Here is a 20,222-nt window from a genome sequence, read left to right on the forward strand (position 1 = left end):
GGGACGATGGCGGAAGAATTGCCCGGAACGAACGTTGCGGCTGAAACATCTGGCGGGGATGCATGTCCGGCGGGTGGCCAGCCGCTGCTGCGCATCGAGGGCGTCGCCAAGACCTTTGGCACGTTCCGCGCCGTCGACGGCGTGTCGCTCGATATCAAGGCCGGCGAGTTCTTCGCGCTGCTCGGCCCGAGCGGCTGCGGCAAGACCACGCTCTTGCGCATGCTCGCGGGCTTCGAGGCGCCGGACGAGGGGCGTATCCTGCTCGGCGGCAAGGATATCGCCCAGGCGCTGCCGCATGAGCGCCCGATCAACATGATGTTCCAGAACTATGCGCTGTTCCCGCATCTGTCGGTGCGCGACAACATCGCCTTCGGCCTGAAGCGCGCCGGCATGCCGCGGGCCGACATCGCAACGCGCGTGGCGGAGATGGTGGCGCTGGTCAAGCTCGAAGGATTGGAAAAGCGCAAGCCGGACCAACTGTCCGGCGGTCAGCGCCAGCGCGTAGCGCTCGCCCGCGCATTGGCGCGCCGCCCGCAGCTCCTGCTGCTCGACGAGCCGCTCGCAGCGCTCGACAAGAAGCTGCGCGAAAACACGCAAGCCGAGCTGATGGAGCTGCAGCGGCGGCTCGGCATGACCTTCATCATCGTCACCCACGACCAGGAGGAGGCGATGACGATGGCGAGCCGGATCGGCGTGATGAAATCAGGCAAGCTCGTCCAGGTCGCGAGCCCCCGCGAGCTCTACGAGGCGCCGCGCTCGCGCTGGATCGCCGAGTTCGTCGGCGACATCAATCTGTTCGACGGCGAGTCCAAATTGCGCGACGGTCATCGTCTGATCATCGGCACGCCTGATGCGGGGGCGCTGGTGGTGGCCGAGCCGCGCGAGGCGGTTCGCACCGGAAAACTGGCGGTCGCGATCCGCCCCGAAAAGATCAAGCTGTCGCGGCGCGGCCCGGTCCGCGAGGCCGGTCGTGAGACCGCGATCAACGCCCTCGACGGCGTGATCGTGGACATCTGCTATCTCGGCGGCACCACCACCTACAAGGTGAAGCTCGACACCGGCGGGATGCTGCAGGCGTCGGTCGCCAACAGCGCGCGGCTCGACCTCGACGCCTACAGCCTGAACCAGCAGGTCGTTGCCTGGTTCACGCCCGACGATTGCGTGGTGCTGCAATCATGAGCTCGCGCCGCATCTTCGCAAAGCCGGCGCGCTTCGCGGCCATCGCGCCCTATGTCTGGATGATGCTGTTCTTCCTGGTGCCGTTCGGCTTCGTGCTCAAGATCAGCGTGTCGCAGACCGCGATCGCGCAGCCGCCTTATGAGCCCGTGTTCGACCTGACGGCGGGATGGGACGCGCTCAAGGTCGCCTTTGCCGCGCTGTCGATCGACAATTTCCGGCTGCTCGGCTCCGACGACATCTATGTCTTCGCCTATGTGCGCAGCCTCACCGTCGCGGTCACCGCGACCGCCCTGCTGCTCCTGATCGGCTATCCCATCGCCTATGGCATGGCGCGGCTGCCCAAGCGCTGGCAGGCCGTGGCGATGGTGCTGGTGATCGTGCCGTTCTGGACCTCGTTCCTGATCCGCATCTACGCCTGGATCAACATCCTCCAGCACGACGGCCTGCTGAACCAGGTCCTGCTGGCGCTGCATCTGGTCAGCCAGCCCGTGGTGTGGCTCTCCACCGACACCGCGATGTATATCGGCATCGTCTATTCCTATCTGCCGTTCATGATCCTGCCGCTCTACGCGACGCTCGCCAAGATGGAGCCGGCGCTGGAGGAGGCGGCCTCCGATCTCGGCGCGCCGCCCTGGCAGGTGTTCTGGCTCGTCACCTTCCCGCTGTCGCTGCCCGGCGTCGGCGCCGGCGTGCTTTTGTGCTTCATCCCGATCGTCGGCGAGTTCGTGATTCCGGATCTCCTGGCCGGCTCCAACGCGCTGATGATCGGCCAGACCCTGTGGCTCGAATTCTTCACCAACAAGGACTGGCCGGTTGCCTCCGCTGCGGCGATCGTGTTGCTGGTCGTGCTGCTGGTGCCGCTCTTGGCGTACGAGCGGCTGCAGAAGCGGCAGCTGGAACAGGGAAGATAGCGCGATGCGCAAGGTCTCCCGCCTGTCCCGCTTCAACATCGCCTCGCTCGCGCTGGGGCTGGCGTTCCTCTATTTGCCGATCCTCATCCTCGTCCTCTACTCCTTCAACGCCTCGCGCCTGGTGACGGTGTGGGGCGGCTGGTCGCTGCGCTGGTATCATGAGTTCTTCAACGACCGCGCCATGATCGAGGCGGCCTGGATGAGCCTGCGGGTTGCGGTCTCCTCCGCGACCATTGCGACGCTGCTCGGCACGCTCGCGGCGGTGGCGCTGTCGCGCGGTGAGCGCTTTCGCGGACGCACCCTGTTCTCCGGCATGCTCTACGCCCCACTGGTGATGCCGGAGGTGATCACCGGATTGTCGCTGCTCTTGCTGTTCGTCGCGCTGAACGCCGAGCGCGGTTTCTGGACGGTGACGATCGCCCACACCACGCTGACCATGTGCTTCGTCGCGGTGGTCGTGCAGTCGCGCCTCGGCTCGCTCGATCGCTCGCTGGAGGAGGGCTGCGATGGATCTCGGCTGCAATCCCGTCGGTGCGTTCGTTGCCGTGACGCTGCCGCTGATTGCGCCGGCGATCGTCGCGGGCTGGATGCTGGCGTTCACGCTGTCGCTCGACGATCTCGTGATCGCGAGCTTCACCACCGGCCCCGGCTCGGCGACGCTGCCGATCCGCATCTATTCGGAGGTGCGGCTCGGCGTGAAGCCCGAGATCAACGCGATCTGCACGCTGGTGATCGCGCTGATCGCGGTCGTCATCGTCATCGCCTCGCTCGCTTCGAAGCTGTCGAGCTCGCAAGGCGAGAGCGCGGCGCCGCTGTAGGGGAGAGCGTCATTCCGGGGCGATGCGAAGCATCGAACCATGGTGCGGAATGGCGCAACTGAGAAGCCCGAGATTCCGGGTCTGGTCCTTCGGACCATCCCGGAATGACAGCCTATTTACGACTTCACCGCACCCGCCGTGAGCCCGCCCACCATGTAGCGGCGGAAGGCGTAATAGACCGCGGCCGGCGGCAGGGCGTAGATGAAGCCGGTGGTCATCAGCAGCTCCCACGGCGAGTCGTCGGCGGCGAGGAAGTTGCCGAGCGCGACGGGGAGGGTGATGTCGCGGTCGTTCGACAGCAGCAGGAACGCGTAGAGATACTCGTTCCAGGCCAGCAGCACCGCATAGGTGCCGATCGCGACCAGCGAGGGCATCATCAGCGGCAAGTAGACCAAGCGGAAGATCTGCAGCGTGGTGGCGCCGTCCATCACCGCGGCTTCGTCCAGCTCCACCGGCAGCTTGTCGGAGGCCTGCTTCAGCACCCAGATCGCGTAGGGGCTCGCGATCGTCACCATGGCCAGGATCAGCGACCAGTGATTGTTGAGCAGGCCGTAATTGCCCATGGTGCGATACATCGGCACCGCGAGGAACGCCGCAGGAATGAAATAGGTGAACAGCGCGAGGTTCAGCACCGCGCGTCCGCCCGGCACCTTCAGCCGCGAGATCGAGAACGCGGCGGCGGTGGCGATGAACAGCGTCAGCACGCCCACGGAGACTGCGATCAGCGTCGAATTCCAGAACTGGGCGTAGAAGTCGCGCAGGAAATAGTGCTGCTGCTTGAACACGATCTCGAAGTTGTGCAGCGTCGGATGGTCCGGCCACAGCTTGCCCGAGAACGCGTCCTCCTTCGGAGAGATCGCGAACAGGAACATGTGGTAGATCGGGATCATCGTCCACAGGAAGACGGGAATGCCGATCAGCAGCAGCCGCGCTTCCGTCGCGACGTCACGGAGAGAGGGGAGCTTCATCGCGACAACCGTTTCATCATGAAGTAAACGAGCGGCAGCACGAACGGCATCGCGCAGACGATGGATGCCATCGCAAGCGAGAGCTGGTCGAGCCGGAGATAGCGGATGCCGAGCGTCGCCAGCACGTGCGTGAGGTCGGCAGGTCCGCCGCCGGTGAGCAGGTAGACGCTGTTGAAATCGCCCAGCGTCCAGATCATCGAGAGCAGCGTGCAAGTGTGACGTAGAGCGTCTGCATCGAGGGCCAGGTGATGTAGCGGAATTTCTGCCACCAGCTGGCGCCGTCGACCTCCGCGGCTTCGAACAGATCGTGCGAGATCGCAAGGCGCCCGGTGATCAGGATCAGCGTCCAGAACGGCAGCGACTTCCAGATGTGCACGGCGATCGCCATGCACAGCGCGACGGTCGGGTCGTTCAGCCAGTTCGGGCCGTCATCGCCGGTCAGGGAGAAGATGAATTGGTTGACCATGCCCCATTCGGGATTGAGCATGAAGCGCACCGACAGGATGGTCGGGATCGACGGCACCGCCCAGGGCAGGATGAAGATCACCGAGAGCCATCTGATCCAGGTGCGCTGCTGCGCGAAAAAGCCGGACAGGAACAGCGCGATCATCATCTTGATGTTGATGCCGACGACCAGGAAGATCAGCGTGTTGACGGCAGCACGCGCGAAGATCGGGTCGTGATACAGCGCCACATAGTTCGCCGGATCGCGTGCCAGCCAGAGCCCGTAGCAGACGGGATAGACGACAAAGGCAAGGAAGACGAGCAGATAGGGTGTTAGCAGGATGATGCCCCAGACCTGCGCTGGGGTCAGCCGCGACGACAGGGGCGGGCCGGGTATTGCCTGATCGCCAGAGAGGGTGATCGCCATTCTTTCGGACTCTTCAAAGAGAAGCCGGCCGCGAAACGCGGCCGGTGTGTTGTTGCACTCTCCGCCGTGATGCGGAGAGAAGGGGCGGACGACTTAGCCCGCGACCTGCTTGATGCGGGCGATCAGCTCGTCGACGGCCTTGTCGACCGGAACCTTTTCGCTGACGACGCGGTTCATCGCCTTCGCCCACACGTTCTCGTTGTTCAGAATGGTGAACTTCCAGTTCTTGGTGAAGTCGAACTGAGAGGTGCCGCCCTTGAACTGCGTGTAGACGGCCTTGCGGTGCTTGTCAGCCTGCCAGAACGGGCTTTCCTGGCTTTCCTTCGTCACCGGGAACCAGCGGCCGAGCGCGCCCTCGATGTAGGGACGGATGTTCTCTTCCTGGAGCAGGAAGTTGAGGAACTGCTTGCCCTCGGCCTTGTTCTTGGCCGCGGTGAAGATCAGACCCGTCTTGACGTCCGAGCGATACTGGATGGTCGAGCCATCGGGAGCCTTGGGGAAAGATGCCGTGACGATGTCCTGCTCATAGGCCTTCTTGCCGGCCTCGCGCTGTTCCGGCGTGACGTTCTGATTCTGTGATTCCTCGTACCATTTCGCCGCGATCGAGATCGTGAAGTTGTGGGTCATCACGATGGTCTTGTTGTGGAAGGCGACGTTGTTGTCCGGGTCCTTCCAGGTGGTCGCGGAGGGCGGGGCGCAGCCCTTGACGTAGGTGTCGGTGTAGTCCTTCAGCGCCTTGATCAGGCCGTCGCGGACCTTGGGGTCGTCGACCAGCAGCTTGCCGTCGTCGTCGACGAGCTTGACGTGGTAGGCGTCCATGAAGGTGTAGAACGATTGGAACGAGTCGGTGGATTCCACGCCCATCGGCTGGCCGACGGCATAGATGCGCTGGCCTGTGGCCTTACGGATCGCCGGCTGCACCTTGTCGCACCAGAAGCTCCAGTAGCCGGTCCAGTCGTTCGGGATGTCACTCTGCTTGAAGCTGGCTTTCTCCAGCATGTCGCCCCAGATTTGGACGTGCATGCTCTGCTGCTTCAGCGGGAAGCCGTAATAGGCCTTCTTCTTGGCGACGTCGTTGTAGAGGATCGAGGCGTCCAGCGTGTTCTGCACGAACCGGCCCTTGATCGGGTCCATGACATCGGTGAGGTCCTCGAGCTTGCCCTCATAGGCCCACTTGCCCTGCACCTGCACGTCGTAGCTGTCGGAATAGGCGACGTCGGGCACGGTGCCGGCATCGAGCGCTGCGACGGTCTTCGGAATCATGTCCTGGATCGCGTACTGCGACAATTCGACTTTGATGCCGGTCTTGGCTTCAAACTTCTTGATCGTCTCGGCGAGCGCTTCGTCCTCGGACTTGTAAAAGCCTTTGACCCACCAGACCGTGATCGTCTTTTGTTGCGCAAATGCGGGCGCAGTGGCGGCAAACAGCCCGACCGCAGCGACCGCCAATGAAACTGCGCCAATAACCTTGGATTTCACGTTTTTCTCCCTCAAACGGCCGGTGTTTTAACCGGTCGTATAAAACACTAGCGCATGGTGGTAGCGCAATCAACGCATCTTGTCGGACCAAGGTCGTAGCGTTTCAACTGCGGAGATGCATCATGCGCGCATCGATCCAATCGCCGCATCAATTCACCACGATCAATTCGCGATCATCGGGCAGCGGCAGAGGAACGCGATCCTCAGTTGGACTTCGCATTCTCCTTGGCGTTCTCGGCTGTCGGCGATCCGTCCTGCGCCGGGCGCTTTCCGCTGCCGGTGATGCGCTGCTTGAGGAGGTCGAGGAACGGAGACGCCGCAGGCGATTGCCGGATCAGGCTTTCGGGATCGGGGAAGATCAGGGGATCGTCCCAGGGGCCCTGCACCATGAAGGGCAATTGAAAGCCGGACGTCGTGTTGAGGCTCGCCACGCCCTTCATGTCGTATTCGCGGGTCGGCACGGAGGCGGTGCCGGTCAGCGTGATCTTGGCCGCCGGGCCCTCGATGCGGATGTCTTCGGCGGTTGCGATGCCGTCGGAGAATTTCACCGAGATCGTGAGCTTGTCGTATGGCGTCGAGCCGTTGCGGAAATTGCCGCCGCCCGACAGCGGCCGCCGCTCCAGCCGCTTCAGCAACTGCTCGGCATTGAAGCCCGCGATCGCGCCGTTATGCCCGGTCACGGTGGCGCTGCCGTCGAGCGACTGCACGAGGCCGAACGGGCTCGAGCCCGAGGCGAAGAGCGAGACGTTGATATTGCCGCGGCCGGACAGCTTGTTGAGGCCGAACAGCTCGGTGGCGCAGGCCTGCAGATCCACGTCGGTGAACTGGAATTGCGCCTTGATGTCGGCGACCGTATCGGACCGCGCGATGCCGAACGAGCCTTTCGCGATACCGCCATAGACCTGCGCCTCGCCGACCGAGAGCGCCAGCGTGCCGTTGCGCAAATTGGCGCCGATCGCGGTGCGGCCGAGCTTGGTGGGCCCGACTGTCAGCTTGGCCGCCGACAGGCGCATGTCGAGGTCGGTGGTCGACAATCCCTGGAGGTCGAACAGCTGCCTGTTCCAGTCGCGCGCGCCGCTCGCGAGCAGGCGGAACGTCGAGATATAAGGTGTGAAGTCGAGCGCGTCGGCGGCGAGCGTGGCCTGCAGCGTCTGCCGGCCGTTATTGGCGTAGGTCATGACGCCTTCGGCGGCATTGCCGTCGAGCTCGACATTGACATTGGTGAGCGCGATCGAGGCGCCGACGACGTTGGCGCGCGCCTTCAGCACGAAGCGGCCGAAGCCGCCGCTGCCGGGCTGCGGCTGCCCGGTCCAGCGCAGCGCATTGCGCAAGGACGGGCTGTCCACCGTGAGCGTGCCCTCCATCATCGGGCTGGTGCGGTTGGCGACGCTGCCGTCGAAGGCGAGCTTGAGCGGCGCGCTGGCGATGCGTGCCTTCAGGCCGGAGCGGTCGCCGGAGAGGGCGGCGACGAAATCGGAAAAGCTGATCGAGCCGTCGACGCGCTCGCCGCGCCAGTCGAACTGCCCGGTCGCGGCAAAGGAGCGGGAGATCGAAGGCCAGGCCAGCGACAGGTCGATGTCGTCCAGCTTCTCGGTGGCACGCGTGGCAACGTCCTCGTAATCGAGCACGCCGTCCTGGATGCGGATTTCGGAGAACGAGACCTGGTTCTCGGCCCCGGGCTTCATGGTCCGTGCGATGGTCTGGATGAAGGGCGTCCAGTTGCTCTCGCCATCCGGCTTCAGGCTGACGTGGATGCGCGGCCGCAGCAGCGTCAGGTCGGCGATCTCGAAGCGTTGCAGCAGGAGCGGCAGCAGCCGCAAATTCGCAGTGAGCACGTCGACCTGGAGCGCGGGAGCGCTGGTGCCGCCGCCCTTGAGGCCGACGTCGCGGAAGGAGATATAGCTCGCCGGAAGCACCGAGATCTCGATGCTGCCTGCGACATTGAGCTCGAGCCCGGTGACGTCGCGGATCTGCGCTTCGACCGCCTTGCGCAGCGCGTCGCGGTTGATGAGCCAGGAGGTCGCGATCAGGGCGATCAGCGCGACGCCGAGCAGCGCCGCGATCGGCGTCCCGAGGCGCTTCATTCCTTGGGCCATGGTCAATGGCATGTCCTGATCGGGTTGGTCGTTGGAGCCAGAAGGGCGGGTCGCGAAACGTGTGTGCCGAACGCCCAGATCCTATGGTGTTAAGTACCGCAACTTGATGGGTTTTCTTGACGCTTTCAAGGCCGCTGCTCGGTTATGCCCACGGCATGGGCAGCTTCTATCACCCGGGGGCGGAGCGGAGAACCCCGTATCATTGACGGCTTCGGACGATTTCGCCTAATAATCGCCGCCAATGAGGCGCGACGCCCGCCAGCCGAAGGTTCAGTCGAGGTTTTTTTCATGAACAAGGTCTATCCCGACGCCAAGTCGGCGCTGTCAGGCATTCTAAAAGACAACATGATGATCATGTCGGGCGGCTTCGGCCTCTGCGGCATTGCCGAGGAGCTGTCGGACGCGATCCGGGATTCCGGCGTCAAGGGCCTGACCGTGGTCTCCAACAATGCCGGCGTCGACGGCATCGGCCTCAGCCGCCTGCTCGAAACCCGCCAGATCAAGAAGATGATCTCGTCCTATGTCGGCGAGAACAAGCTGTTCGCCCAGCAATATCTCGCCGGCGAGCTGGAACTCGAGTTCAATCCGCAGGGCACGCTGGCCGAGCGCATCCGCGCCGGCGGCGCCGGCATCCCGGCCTTCTACACCAAGACCGGCGTCGGCACGCTGATCGCCGAAGGCAAGGAAGTGAAGGAATTCGACGGCGAGAAGTACCTGATGGAGCGCGGCCTGTTCGCCGACCTCGCCATCGTGCACGCCTGGAAGGGCGACACCGCCGGAAACCTGATCTACCGCAAGACCGCGCGCAACTTTAACCCGATGATGGCGACCGCCGCGAAGATCACGGTGGCCGAGGTCGAGCATCTGGTTCCCGCCGGTGAACTCAATCCCGACCACATCCACACGCCCGGCATCTTCGTGAAGCGCATCGTCGAGGTCGGCACGGCCAAGAAGCGCATCGAATTCCGCAACACCCGCCCGCGTACCGCCGCTTAAGCGCAACAGGAGACTCACATGGCCTGGACCCGTGAACAGATGGCCGCGCGCGCCGCGAAGGAATTGCGCGACGGCTACTACGTCAATCTCGGCATCGGCATCCCGACGCTGGTCTCGAACTACATCCCCGATGGCATGGACGTCTCCTTGCAGAGCGAGAACGGCATGCTCGGCATGGGGCCGTTCCCCTATGAGGGCGAGGAAGACGCCGATCTCATCAACGCCGGCAAGCAGACGGTGAGCGAGCTGCCGTCGACCTCGTATTTCTCGAGCGCGGATTCCTTCGGCATGATCCGCGGCGGCCACATGGATCTCTCGATCCTCGGCGCCATGCAGGTGGCCCAGAACGGCGATCTCGCCAACTGGATGATCCCCGGCAAGATGGTCAAGGGCATGGGCGGCGCGATGGATCTCGTCGCCGGCGTCAAGCGCGTCGTCGTGGTGATGGAGCATTCGGCCAAGGACGGCCCGAAGCTCCTGAAGAGGTGCAATCTGCCGCTGACCGGCGAGCGCGTCGTCGACATGGTCGTCACTGATCTTGCCGTCTTCACCATCGACAAGCACGGCGATGGCGGCATGGCGCTGATCGAGCTCGCCGACGGCGTCACGCTCGACGAGATCAAGTCCAAGACCGAAGCCGAATTCCGCGTCGCGCTGAAGAACACGTAAGGTCGTCTAAAGGGGCGCGCATGACGATACGGTCCGCGCGTCCCGAAGATGCCGAATTCATCGCACAAACCATCCTGAATTCGATGCGCGGCCACCGGCCGCGCGGCTGGTTCGACGTGGCGCTCGGCTGGCCGGAAGCGGAGTGCCTCGCTTTCGTCACGCGCGTCGCCGTCGCACGGGCGGTGTCGATGTGGCATTTTTCGCAGTTCCTGGTCGCCGAGATTGATGGCAAGCCCGCTGCTGCACTTTGCGCCGTGCCGGCAGCCGGCACCGGACCGGCGGCATGGCGCGCGGTCGAAGAGGTCGGTCTCTCAATTGGGCTGACGGCGTCAGAGCTCGACGCCATCCGCCAGCGCGGTGCCTATTCGCGAGTTTGCTGGGTCCAGGGCGGCGAGGGCGATTGGATGATCGAGCATGTCGCGACCGACCTTGCCTATCGTGGTCGCGGCTTGATGCAGGCGTTGATCGCGCATGCGCTGGACAACGGGCGGGCAGCTGGGTTTGCCCGGGCGACGATATCGTTCCTGATCGGCAACGAGCCGGCCGAGCGCGCCTACGCGAAGGCGGGTTTTGTCTTCGCGGAAGAGAAGCGCGATCCGAATTTCGAGGCAATCATCGGCGCGCCCGGTTTTCGCATGTTCGCGCGGAAGATTTGAGCAGGTTGCAGGCGCCGGCGACAACCAAGCGTTTGCTATCAATTCGTCGAAGCGCCATGAATGTGCGGACGATGTGCCCCTTCAAGCGGGGCCGCTCGGCACCTCGGAGAACCGGGTCAGCCAGGCAACCGGGCCGATGCTCGCGGCGATGATCAGGAGCGCCGCGAGCGCGCCGTCCTCGAAATTGCCGCGGCTTGCGTACTGGTAGATCGACGTGGACAGCGTTTCGACGTTGAGGGGCCGCAGGAGCAGCGTTGCCGGCAGCTCCTTCAGGCAGTCGACGAACATGATGATAACGGCGCCAATCATCGCGGGCCGGAGCAACGGCAGATAGATCTGCCTCAACATGACCCCCTGGCCTGCGCCGACCGCGCGCGCGCTCTCGTCATAGTCGCTCGGAATGCTGTCGAACCCGGCCTTGATCATGCCGACCGGCACAGCCAGAAAACGAATCGTGTAGGCGATCACGACGGCCATCCCGGAGCCAACCAGGACCAGCCCGGGAAGCGAACGTCCGGTCCAGGTCGCGACCGCGCTCAGCGCATTGTCGACCGCCAGGACCGGGGTGAGCAGGCCGAGAGCGATGACGAGGCCCGGCAGCGCGTATCCGGCCTGCGCGATGCTCAGCGCGACATAGCGCACAGGATCCGGCCGTAAGCGATGCGCGATCGTGGTGGCGAGCGCAAGCATCAAGGCCATGAGCGTTGCGAGCCCTGCAAAGGCAAACGAATGGAAGGTGTGGCGCCACAGCAGCGGGTCGAAATTTGCAAGCAGGCCGCGGCCGAGAGCCTGATGCGCCAGATAGAACAGCGGGACCACGAAGCCGATCAGCACCGGCAGCACGCAGACCGCGAACGCGATCGACGCTCTTGCGCCCGACAGCGGGGTTCGCCGCCTCACATGCGGGCTTTCGGCCGAGAATTCGATGCTGGCGTTGCGACGGCCGTAACGCTCCATCGCGATCAGGCCGGCGACGATCGCAAGCATCAGGCATGCGAGCTGCGCTGCACCGGCGAGGCTGCCGCGGTTGAGCCAGGTGGTGAAGATCGAGACCGTCAGCGTGCGGATGCCGAGATATTCGCTGGCTCCGATGTCGTTGAGCGTTTCCAGCGCGACCAGCGCCACGCCGACCGCGAGCGCCGGCCGCGCCATCGGCAGTGAAACGCGCCACAAGATGGTCCATCGGCCGGCGCCCAGCGTCGTGGCCGCTTCCGCAAATTCGGCTGACTGAACCTGGAACGTCGCACGCGCCGAGAGATAGACGTAAGGATAGAGCACGAGCCCGATCACGAAGATGGCGCCCGGCAGCGAGCGGAGGTTGGGCAGAAGGCCGAGAGCATCGCCGAGCGGCAGCCAGGTCGCCAGGGTGCGATGCACCAGGCCCAGCGGTTCGAACAGATCGGCATAGACGTACGCCGCAAGATAGGTCGGAATCGCCAGCGGCAGCGGCATCAGCCACAGCAGCATGCCCCGGCCGGCAAAATCGTGGCGCGACATCACCCACGCAGTGCCGGCGCCGATCAGCAGTGTGACCGCGCCGACCCCGACGAGCAGAAGGGCAGTGTCGAGAAGGGCGGCCGGCAACACGTAGTTGATCAGGTCGTGCCACACATCGGACGCCGGCTGCAGAGCCAGCGCAACGATCGAGATCACGGGCGCCGCGACCAAGATCGCGGTTGCGATCGCGATGGCGGTTGCGGCGCGACCGGCGCGCACACGGCCCCTCGATCGAGGCCGTGTGCTCGTAGCTTCCAGCAGTTCGATAGACGTGGGCCGCCAGAGATCAGTTGTCAAAGCCGACCTTATCCACCAGCGAGGCCGCAGCCTTGCGGTTGGCGGCGATCTTTGCGATCGGCAACGGATCCGGGACGAGCTTGCCGTAGCCGGCGATGGTCGCATTGACGGCGACACCGCTCCGAACCGGATATTCGTAGTTCTGGTCGGCATACATCTGCTGCGCCTGCTCGCTGACGAGCCACTCGATCAGCTTGGTACCGTTGGCCTTGTTGGGCGCGTTCTTGGCGAGCAGCACGCCGGAGAGGTTGACGTGGGTGCCGCCACCCTCGAAGGTCGGCAGGATAACGCGGGTCGCCTCCGCCCACGGCTTCTTCTCGGGATCGTTGTTCATCATCAGCGCCCAGTAATAGGTGTTGCCGATGCCGATATCGCATTTGCCGGCGGCGACGTCACGCGCGGCTTCGCGATCGCCGCCCGACGGCTTCTGTGCGAGATTGGCCTTCAGGCCGCGCAGCCATTCCTCGGCCTTGGCCTCGCCGTACTTGGCCGCGTAGGCCGCGAACAGCGCGTTGTTATAGATGTGCTGGCCCGAGCGAATGCAGATCTTGCCCTTCCACTTGGGATCGGCGAGCTCCTCATAGGTGATCTTGTCCTGCTTGACGCGATCCTTCGAGGCATAGATCACGCGCGCGCGCATGGAGATGCCGGCCCAGTGTCCGTCCGGATCGCGATATTGCGCCGGCACGACCTTGTCGACCGCCTCCGACTTGATCGGCTGGGTGACGCCGGCCTGCACGGCCTCGTCGATGCGGCCGATGTCCACCGTCAGCAGCACGTCGGCCGGACTGTTGGCCCCTTCCGCCTTCATGCGCTGCTCCAGACCGGAGCTTGCGGAGACGACGTTGACCTTGATGCCCGTGTCCTTGGTGAACGCATCGAACAGCGGCTGGATCAGCTTGGTCTCGCGGTAGGTATAGACGTTGACCTCGCCATTGGCGGCTGCCTCCGACACGAAAGACGTGGTTAGGCTCAACACCGCCGCAGACGCGGCGAGGACGCGAAGATAGATCATAAGGGCTGCTCCCAGGCGCGAGATTGAACGCCGATTGAGTAGCGCAGGCGGTGAGACAACGTTAGCGACGCGATGTCGCGAGGGCATGAGCTTAGAGCAATTCCAAAGTATCTTTTAGACTCATTCTAATACTGAAGCGACGGTCATGGGAAATGATTGGCGCCCTATGATCCTGCCGGCCACGCTTTGCTCAAGCGCTGCGAGACGCTGGCCAGCCACCACGTCTCCTCGCGCACCAGGCGGAAGCCGAGATTGGCGGGCGGCACGCCCTGGGCGCAGCCGCCGGCACGGGCGTCGCGGATGAAGTCGGTGACATAGGCGCGGTGCGCGCCCTCGGCGACCCGTACGCCGCAATTCACGGTCGCGCGGCCGGGATTGCCGGAATCATCGACTCGCGAGCGCACGAAGCACGTCGCGGTCCACTCCCAGACATTGCCGGCGAGGTCTTCGACGCCATGCTCGTTCGGGCCGAACTTGCCGAAGCGATGAGCCGTGGTGTCGGAGAGGTCGCGTTCGGATTCGCGCTCGTAGCGGCTGATCCAGCGCTTCGAAGAGTCGCTTGCATCAACCGGTACCCCGTCATCCCGGAATCTGGAGCCGGCGGCAAAGGCCCATTCCTCGTCGCTCGGCAGGCGGTATTGATGGCCGGTCTTGCGCGACAGCCAGCCTGCATAGGCCTCAGCGTCGTGCCAGCTCACCTGCACTGCGGGACGATCGGGGGCGATTGCGACGTCGCGATCGAGTGCGCGGCAGGCGCCATCCTGCACGCAATGCTGATAGTCGGATGAAGCGACCTGATTCCGCATGATGCGCAGCGGCCGGTTCATCCGGATGGTGCGCATCGGCGCTTCCGCCTGCTGTCCGCCGCGGGTGAAATCGCCGGCCTCGCGATAGGCGAAGCTGCCCGGGGCGACCTCGACCGAGGCCGGCTCGCCGACGGCATGGCGCATCGTCAGCTCCGAGACCAGAGGCGCAACGCCCAGTGGCCCCGCAAGCCCGGCCGCGCAGGCAAGTGCCAGCTTGAGCTTGAATGCGATCAGCACAATCATTCCTCCGCAGAAGGAAAAAAGGGGCCGGCGATGACCGGCCCCTTCATCGCGTCTAGTTGGTGCTGGCAGGAGGTATTTCGGCAGGCGCCTTCACTTGCATCATCAGATCGTCGTTCCACTTGCCTTCGACCTTGAAGTGCGCGGTGGCGCCGAGATTGGCCGCCTCGATCAGGTTATGCGTGACATAGGCGTAGATGCCGGGCTGCTGGAACTTGTACAGCGCAGCTCCCGCCGAGCCGCCGCGGATGAACCAGGTCTCGAGCCCGACCTCGGGCGCGTTGCCGAACTTGCCGGTCTCCCAGACATAGTCGCCGTGGCCACCGATCAGATGCGGACGGCTGTCGCGATTGGCCTGCGAGTGCACGATCAGCACGTTCTCGCCGACCTTCGCGGTGAGCGCGTTCTTGCCGGTGAGCGCGCCAACCTTGCCGTTGAACACGACATGGGTCGGGGTCAGCTTCTTCATCACCTCTTCGGTCTCGGTGAAGGCTTCGCCCGGCGATTCGTAGGACTTGAAATTGCCCTTCTCGTCGCGCGGCACGTACATGTCCTGCTCGCCGATATAGTAGACCTTGTCGTATTTCAGCGCGCGGCCCTTGCCGTCGTTCAGCCCCTCGCGCGGCAGCACCATCACGGCACCGTTCATGCCCGAGACGACGTGCCAGGGGGTCATCGGGCCGCCCGGTGCGCAGTGATACACGAACACGCCGGTCTTGGTCGCCTTCCAGCGCAGCACGACCTGCTCGCCGGGATTGATGAGCGTGAGCTCGCCGCCGCCGAGCGCGCCGGTCGCGGAATGGAAGTCGATGTTGTGCGGCATGGTGTTGGTCGCGGGATTGACCAGCGTCAGCTCGACATAGTCACCCTCGTGCACGACCATGAGCGGGCCCGGCATCGAGCCGTTGAACGTCATCGCCTGGAAGGTGGTACCCTTGTCGTCGACGACGACTTTCTTCTCCTCGACCGTCATCCTGAACTCGACGATCTTGGGGCCTTGTGTCGTGGCCTGCTCGTGCGCGTGCACGAAGGGCGGAGCGACCAGCTCCACCTTCTGACGCGGCAGCTTGAGGTCGCCGGTGGCGAAAGCCGGGGTAGCCAACATCAGGGCGGTCGCGGCGGCGCTGATCAATGCGGCTCTGCGGGTGAACATCGGAAGCATCCTTCATCTGAAATGGTTTTGATGACGGAGTGCAGTGTGCGCCTGTTACGGAAAGCGTGTTTGTGCTGCGACAAGCTTCCGCGGGATTCACCTCCGCAACAGGATCTAGGTTTCTCGAAAGAGCGGGATCGGCGATGGCAACTCACCGCGTTCGCAGGGCGTGATGCTGATCGAGGCCGAGCGTCAACTCAGCGGCAACTTGTTTGCATGTTCAAGTTGGAGGACGATCTCGATCGCCCCGCTCATGCGCGTGGATGAGATCGCAAGGCAAGCCCTTGACGAAAGTGCGGCCGGTCAGAGCAGGTTCAAGGTAAGCCAGACCAATCCCCAGACCGCCAGCGACAGCGCGGTGAAGACGGCGATCGCGGCGGCCAGGGCGCGCACCACGCCGACGGGGGCCGGCGCGGCCGGGACCGGCCGGAAGTCGTCGAAACGCGGGATATGGCCGCGGACGTCGAGCAGGGAGAGAATGAGTTCGAGTGCGAAAAGCCTCATGGCAAACGCTCCGGATGGCCGCGATTTTTCTCACAATGGCCGGGAACCGGCGCCTCCGCTTTGCGCGAGCGCAAAGTCGGGTCCGCCGATCCTGGTTATTTGAGTTCATTCCGTGATTTGCCGCGATGTCTCGCGCGCGGCGGGGATTTACGAATGGGTAACTTATGAGAGCTGATCTTGCGGCGATCTACGGCGAGGAACGCCTGCCTCGCTACACCAGCTATCCGACCGCACCGCATTTCACGCCCGCGATCGGTCCGGACGCCTATGCCCGCTGGCTGGCGGAGCTGCCGGTGGCCGCCAGCGCCTCGCTCTATCTGCACGTGCCGTTCTGCCGCGAGATGTGCTGGTACTGCGGCTGCCATACCCAGATCGTCCGCCGCGACGATCTCGTCGCCGGCTACCAGCGGACGCTGCGCAGCGAGATCGCGCTGACCGCCGCAGCCATCGGCCACCGCATCAAGGTCGAGCACATCCATTTCGGCGGCGGTACGCCGACGATCATGGCGCCGGAGGCCTTTGCCGAATTGATGGCGACGATGCGCCAGGAATTCTTCGTGCTGCCTTCGGCCGAAATCGCGGTCGAGATCGATCCCCGCACATTGACCGCGGACATGGTCGAGGCGATGCGGCTCTCCGGCGTCAACCGCGCGAGCCTCGGCGTGCAGAGCTTCGATCCCGTGGTGCAGCGGGCGATCAACCGCGTGCAAAGCTTCGCGCAGACGGCGTCCGTGGTCGACATGCTCCGCGGCGCCGGGATCGAGGGCATCAACTTCGACCTGATCTACGGGTTGCCGCACCAGACAATGGCTTCGTGCCTGGAGACGGTCCGGCGCAGTCTCGCGCTCGCGCCCAGCCGCTTCTCGGTGTTCGGCTATGCTCACGTGCCGGATTTCAAGAAGCACCAGCGCATGATCAACGAAGGCGTGTTGCCCGACGGCCTTGCGCGCCACGACCAGGCCTGCGCCATTGCCAATGCGCTGAAGGAAGCCGGTTACGTGCAGATCGGGCTCGATCATTTCGCGCGGCCCGACGATGCCATGGCCGTGGCGTTCGAGCAGGGCACGCTGCGGCGCAACTTTCAGGGCTACACCACCGATCGGAGCGAAGTCCTGCTCGGCTTCGGCGCCAGTGCGATCGGGCACCTGCCGCAGGGCTATGTCCAGAACGAGGTCCAGATCGGCGCCTATGCGCAGAGCATTGCTGCCGGCCGCCTCGCCACCGCGAAGGGCTACGGCCTCACCGATGACGACCGATTGCGCGCCGACATTATCGAACGCATCATGTGCGAGTTCGGTGCCGATCTCGGCGACATCTGCGCGCGCCACGGCGCGGAGGCCGGCGCCATGCTGAGATCGGCCTCTCGTCTGAAGCCGCTGATCTCCGACGGCGTCGTGAGGCTGGACGGCGAGCGGCTTGCGGTCGCCGGAGATTCGCGCTTCCTGGTCCGCAGCGTCGCCGCCGCGTTCGACGCGCATCTGGATCCGGCCAAGCAGTTGCACAGTCGGGCGGTGTAGCTCCCTATCATCCGGGGCGCGCGAAGCGCGAGCCCGGAATCCATCCTTCCACGCAATCCGTTGCACAATGGATTCCGGGCTCGCGCCAAGCGGCGCGCCCCGGAATGACAAGGCAGCTTGCGCTCCAGCAAAGAAACTCGGTCCCGCGCCGCTATCGTCGATCGGAATGGAGTTGTCCATGCCCTTCCGATCCGACGATCTGGTCGATGACATCATGCATTCGGCGCCGCACACGATCCGCGTGTTTCTCGCCTTCAGGATGGCTTGCGTCGGCTGTCCGATCGCGACCTTCCACACGGTCGATGACGCCTGCCGCGAGCATGGCATCGACCGCGAGAAGTTCCTCGCCGCATTGAGCGAGTGCGTGCCGGCGTGAAACGGTCAGGAAGCGCGCAGGTGTGCGCGGATTCCCGGATGAGGGCGCGCTTGCGTCGTAAGCGCAAGCGCCCCTCACCCTACTATCTTGAGGAGAGATGCTTCAGCTTTCATGCCGCGCCGCTGTCGGCGCTCCGCTCCGCCAGAACCACAATCTTGTGCGGCTCGCGCAGGATGATGCGCTGGCGGCCGCTCTCGACGAGGCCCTGGCTCTCCCAGCCGCTCAGGATGCGGCTGACGGTGTGCAGCGTGGTGCCCGTCATCTGCGCGATGTCCTGGCGGCTGATCGGGAAGTCGATCTCGATGCCGTGGTCGCGCTTCCTGCCGGACTGCTTGGCGAGGCGCAGCAGCGCGTGCGCGATGCGTTGCTCGACCTGCTGGGTCGACATTTCCAGGATACGGGTGTGACTTTCCTGCAGCCGCGTGCCCACGGTCTGGAGCGTGTTGGCGGCAAGCCCCGGAAATCGCTCGACCAGCCGCGGCCAGGCCGAATTCGGCCAGATCAGCACGACGCTGTCGTCGACGGCCATGGCCGTCGCCGGATACCGCGCGGCTCCGATCGCCATCGCGAGACCGAACGTCTCGCCGGGCGAGACATAGCGCACCACGATCTGCTCGCCGGCGGGCGTGGTCTTGGCCGCGCGGATATGGCCGTGCAGCAGCAGGAAGAAGGACTGCGCGTCCGCGCCCTGCTCGAAGATTGCACTGTTCTTGGGATAGCGCGCCGAGCGGGCCTCACGCAGGATCTCGTCGAGAGCTTCCGGCGTCATCCCCGCAAACAGCGGCAGATGCGCAACCAGCGATGTGTCGACCTTGGCCATTCTGCCTCCCTGGCATTGGGGAGTGTGATGGCACCTGCAATCGTCAGGTAGTTTGCGTTAGCGCAAAACGAGGCGGCCCGGCGGCAGTATTTTTCCAAATAACGATCTGAGTAACGGTCTGAATTGATTGGAGTTGACCCATGGCTGGCGCCCGATCCCGCAACTTTGCGGGCTGGCCGCTGTTTGCGAACAGCTTTCGCCCCTTTTTCCTGCTCGCCGCAATCCAGGCGGCGCTGTCGATCCTGGTCTGGCTGCCGATGTTCTACGGCGAATTGTCGGTGAGCTCCGCGTTCGCGCCGCGCGACTGGCACATCCACGAGATGCTCTATGGCTTCCTGCCGGCCGTCATCACCGGCTTCCTGTTCACCGCCATCCCGAACTGGACGGGGCGCCTGCCGATCCAGGGCGCGCCGCTCGCGGGCTTGGTGACGGTCTGGCTTGCCGGACGCGTCGCGGTGACGCTGTCGGCGAATACCGGTTGGGCGTTTGCACTGGTCGTCGATGCCGCGTTCCTGGCATTGGTCGTTGCCGCCGCGACGCGCGAGATCATCGCAGGCGGCAACTGGCGAAACCTGCCCGTGGTGGGGCTGGTGCTGGTTCTGCTCGCCGGCAACGTCGCCTTCCATGTCGAGACGCATTACGAAGGCGCAGCCGACGTCAGCTTCCGCGTCGGCATCGGCGTGGTCGTCCTGCTGATCGGCTTGATCGGCGGCCGCATCATTCCGAGCTTCACCCGCAACTGGCTGGTCAAGTTCAATCCCGGCCGTCTTCCGGTGCCGTTCGGACGATTTGACGGCGCGGTGATCGGCTTGAGCGCGCTGGCGCTGATCGCATGGATCGCGGCACCGCTGAACATGATCACCGGCGTCGCGATGGCAGCAGTGGGCGTGCTGCATCTGGTTCGGCTTGCACGCTGGGCCGGCGACCGCACTACGCGGGAGCGGCTGCTGCTGATCCTGCATGTCGGTTATGTCTTCGTGCCGCTCGGCTTCATCCTGAACGCTGTGGCCGCCTTCGGCGAGCTGCCGCCGAGCGCCGGCATCCATGCCTGGATGGCGGGTGCTGCGGGAACGATGACGCTCGCGGTGATGACCCGCGCCAGCCTCGGCCATACCGGGCAGGCGCTGACGGCTTCGCCGGCGATCCAGGCAATCTATGCTGCAATCATCATGGCGGCCCTGGCCCGGATCGGTGCCGTCGTGTTGCCCGCGTGTGGCGACGTGCTGCTGCACATCGCCGCCTGCGGCTGGATTCTCGCCTTCCTCGGATTTGCCGTCGCATTCGGTCCGCTGCTCGCCGGCAGCGGGCGGCGGGCGCTCGCCACGATGGGCGTGCCCGCTCCGGCGCGCTGAGG

Annotated in this window: 17 protein-coding genes and 2 pseudogenes; 9 read left to right on the forward strand and 10 right to left on the reverse strand. The window is 64.6% G+C overall.

What is annotated here, in order from left to right:
* Positions 1-6: 6 nt before the first annotated feature.
* The 3 genes and pseudogenes from ABIA45_RS34090 (at position 7) to ABIA45_RS34100 (ending at position 2,908) form a co-directional block, all read left to right on the forward strand.
* Positions 7-1,179 (forward strand): ABC transporter ATP-binding protein, encoded by a 1,173-nt coding sequence (locus tag ABIA45_RS34090; protein WP_404654963.1) that lies wholly within the window; start codon positions 7-9, stop codon positions 1,177-1,179.
* Positions 1,176-2,090, forward strand: a complete 915-nt coding sequence (locus ABIA45_RS34095; protein WP_404654965.1) for an ABC transporter permease — start codon at positions 1,176-1,178, stop codon at positions 2,088-2,090. Before ABIA45_RS34090 ends, ABIA45_RS34095 begins: the two co-directional genes overlap by 4 nt.
* Before the next feature lie 4 nt (positions 2,091-2,094).
* Positions 2,095-2,908, forward strand: a pseudogene (locus tag ABIA45_RS34100) (ABC transporter permease).
* A 116-nt stretch (positions 2,909-3,024) separates the two neighbouring features.
* Here ABIA45_RS34100 and ABIA45_RS34105 read toward each other — a convergent pair.
* The 4 genes and pseudogenes from ABIA45_RS34105 to ABIA45_RS34120 all read right to left on the reverse strand — a co-directional run bounded on the left by ABIA45_RS34105 (position 3,025) and on the right by ABIA45_RS34120 (position 8,322).
* Positions 3,025-3,876, reverse strand: a complete 852-nt coding sequence (locus ABIA45_RS34105; RefSeq protein WP_036041159.1) for a carbohydrate ABC transporter permease — start codon at positions 3,874-3,876, stop codon at positions 3,025-3,027.
* Positions 3,873-4,747 (reverse strand): annotated as a pseudogene (locus tag ABIA45_RS34110) (carbohydrate ABC transporter permease). The gene ABIA45_RS34105 and the pseudogene ABIA45_RS34110 overlap by 4 nt, the downstream one beginning before the upstream one ends.
* Before the next feature lie 93 nt (positions 4,748-4,840).
* Positions 4,841-6,226, reverse strand: coding sequence for an ABC transporter substrate-binding protein (locus ABIA45_RS34115; protein WP_404654968.1), 1,386 nt, complete (start codon positions 6,224-6,226; stop codon positions 4,841-4,843).
* Positions 6,227-6,429: 203 nt separating this feature from the next.
* Positions 6,430-8,322 (reverse strand): AsmA family protein, encoded by a 1,893-nt coding sequence (locus tag ABIA45_RS34120; protein WP_198399966.1) that lies wholly within the window; start codon positions 8,320-8,322, stop codon positions 6,430-6,432.
* A 288-nt stretch (positions 8,323-8,610) separates the two neighbouring features.
* Here ABIA45_RS34120 and ABIA45_RS34125 point away from each other — a divergent pair, with 288 nt between their 5' ends.
* From ABIA45_RS34125 to ABIA45_RS34135, 3 genes are read left to right on the forward strand one after another with little or no spacing between them, the layout of a single operon-like run.
* A complete protein-coding gene (locus tag ABIA45_RS34125; RefSeq protein WP_035998773.1) occupies positions 8,611-9,318 on the forward strand; it encodes a CoA transferase subunit A in 708 nt (235 codons plus the stop codon).
* An 18-nt stretch (positions 9,319-9,336) separates the two neighbouring features.
* Positions 9,337-9,987 carry a CoA transferase subunit B gene (locus tag ABIA45_RS34130; protein WP_035998776.1) on the forward strand — a complete coding sequence of 217 codons (651 nt, stop codon included), beginning with the start codon at positions 9,337-9,339 and terminating at the stop codon, positions 9,985-9,987.
* Between the two features lie 20 nt (positions 9,988-10,007).
* Positions 10,008-10,643 carry a GNAT family N-acetyltransferase gene (locus tag ABIA45_RS34135; protein WP_404546066.1) on the forward strand — a complete coding sequence of 212 codons (636 nt, stop codon included), beginning with the start codon at positions 10,008-10,010 and terminating at the stop codon, positions 10,641-10,643.
* A gap of 81 nt (positions 10,644-10,724) precedes the next feature.
* Here the strand turns inward: ABIA45_RS34135 and ABIA45_RS34140 are convergent, their stop codons facing one another.
* The 5 genes from ABIA45_RS34140 to ABIA45_RS34160 all read right to left on the reverse strand — a co-directional run bounded on the left by ABIA45_RS34140 (position 10,725) and on the right by ABIA45_RS34160 (position 16,155).
* Positions 10,725-12,359 carry an ABC transporter permease gene (locus ABIA45_RS34140; RefSeq protein WP_404546068.1) on the reverse strand — a complete coding sequence of 545 codons (1,635 nt, stop codon included), beginning with the start codon at positions 12,357-12,359 and terminating at the stop codon, positions 10,725-10,727.
* A 67-nt stretch (positions 12,360-12,426) separates the two neighbouring features.
* The gene (locus ABIA45_RS34145) at positions 12,427-13,452 is read right to left on the reverse strand and encodes a Fe(3+) ABC transporter substrate-binding protein (protein ID WP_035998784.1); all 1,026 of its coding nucleotides are present in this window, start codon (positions 13,450-13,452) and stop codon (positions 12,427-12,429) included.
* Between the two features lie 164 nt (positions 13,453-13,616).
* A complete protein-coding gene (locus ABIA45_RS34150) occupies positions 13,617-14,495 on the reverse strand; it encodes an SUMF1/EgtB/PvdO family nonheme iron enzyme (RefSeq protein WP_404654970.1) in 879 nt (292 codons plus the stop codon).
* A gap of 58 nt (positions 14,496-14,553) precedes the next feature.
* Entirely contained in the window at positions 14,554-15,651 is a 1,098-nt protein-coding gene (gene nirK, locus ABIA45_RS34155; RefSeq protein ID WP_404654971.1) for a copper-containing nitrite reductase, read from the reverse strand.
* A 303-nt stretch (positions 15,652-15,954) separates the two neighbouring features.
* Positions 15,955-16,155: a hypothetical protein gene (locus tag ABIA45_RS34160; RefSeq protein ID WP_271543035.1), complete on the reverse strand. Its 201-nt coding sequence runs from the start codon at positions 16,153-16,155 to the stop codon at positions 15,955-15,957.
* Between the two features lie 164 nt (positions 16,156-16,319).
* Here ABIA45_RS34160 and hemN point away from each other — a divergent pair, with 164 nt between their 5' ends.
* Both hemN and ABIA45_RS34170 read left to right on the forward strand, forming a co-directional pair.
* Complete coding sequence (hemN, locus tag ABIA45_RS34165) at positions 16,320-17,672, forward strand: oxygen-independent coproporphyrinogen III oxidase (protein WP_404654972.1); 1,353 nt, start codon at positions 16,320-16,322, stop codon at positions 17,670-17,672.
* A 178-nt stretch (positions 17,673-17,850) separates the two neighbouring features.
* Complete coding sequence (locus ABIA45_RS34170; RefSeq protein ID WP_157286877.1) at positions 17,851-18,048, forward strand: DUF1858 domain-containing protein; 198 nt, start codon at positions 17,851-17,853, stop codon at positions 18,046-18,048.
* Positions 18,049-18,157: 109 nt separating this feature from the next.
* On the opposite strand, the gene ABIA45_RS34175 is transcribed toward ABIA45_RS34170, so the two are convergent.
* On the reverse strand, positions 18,158-18,868 hold the full coding sequence (locus ABIA45_RS34175) for a Crp/Fnr family transcriptional regulator (protein WP_404654973.1): 711 nt from the start codon (positions 18,866-18,868) through the stop codon (positions 18,158-18,160).
* A gap of 140 nt (positions 18,869-19,008) precedes the next feature.
* Here ABIA45_RS34175 and ABIA45_RS34180 point away from each other — a divergent pair, with 140 nt between their 5' ends.
* On the forward strand, positions 19,009-20,220 hold the full coding sequence (locus tag ABIA45_RS34180) for an NnrS family protein (protein WP_404654974.1): 1,212 nt from the start codon (positions 19,009-19,011) through the stop codon (positions 20,218-20,220).
* Positions 20,221-20,222 lie beyond the last annotated feature (2 nt).

The organism is Bradyrhizobium sp. USDA 336, assembly GCF_044908355.1.
Taxonomy (GTDB): Bacteria; Pseudomonadota; Alphaproteobacteria; order Rhizobiales; family Xanthobacteraceae; genus Bradyrhizobium; species Bradyrhizobium yuanmingense.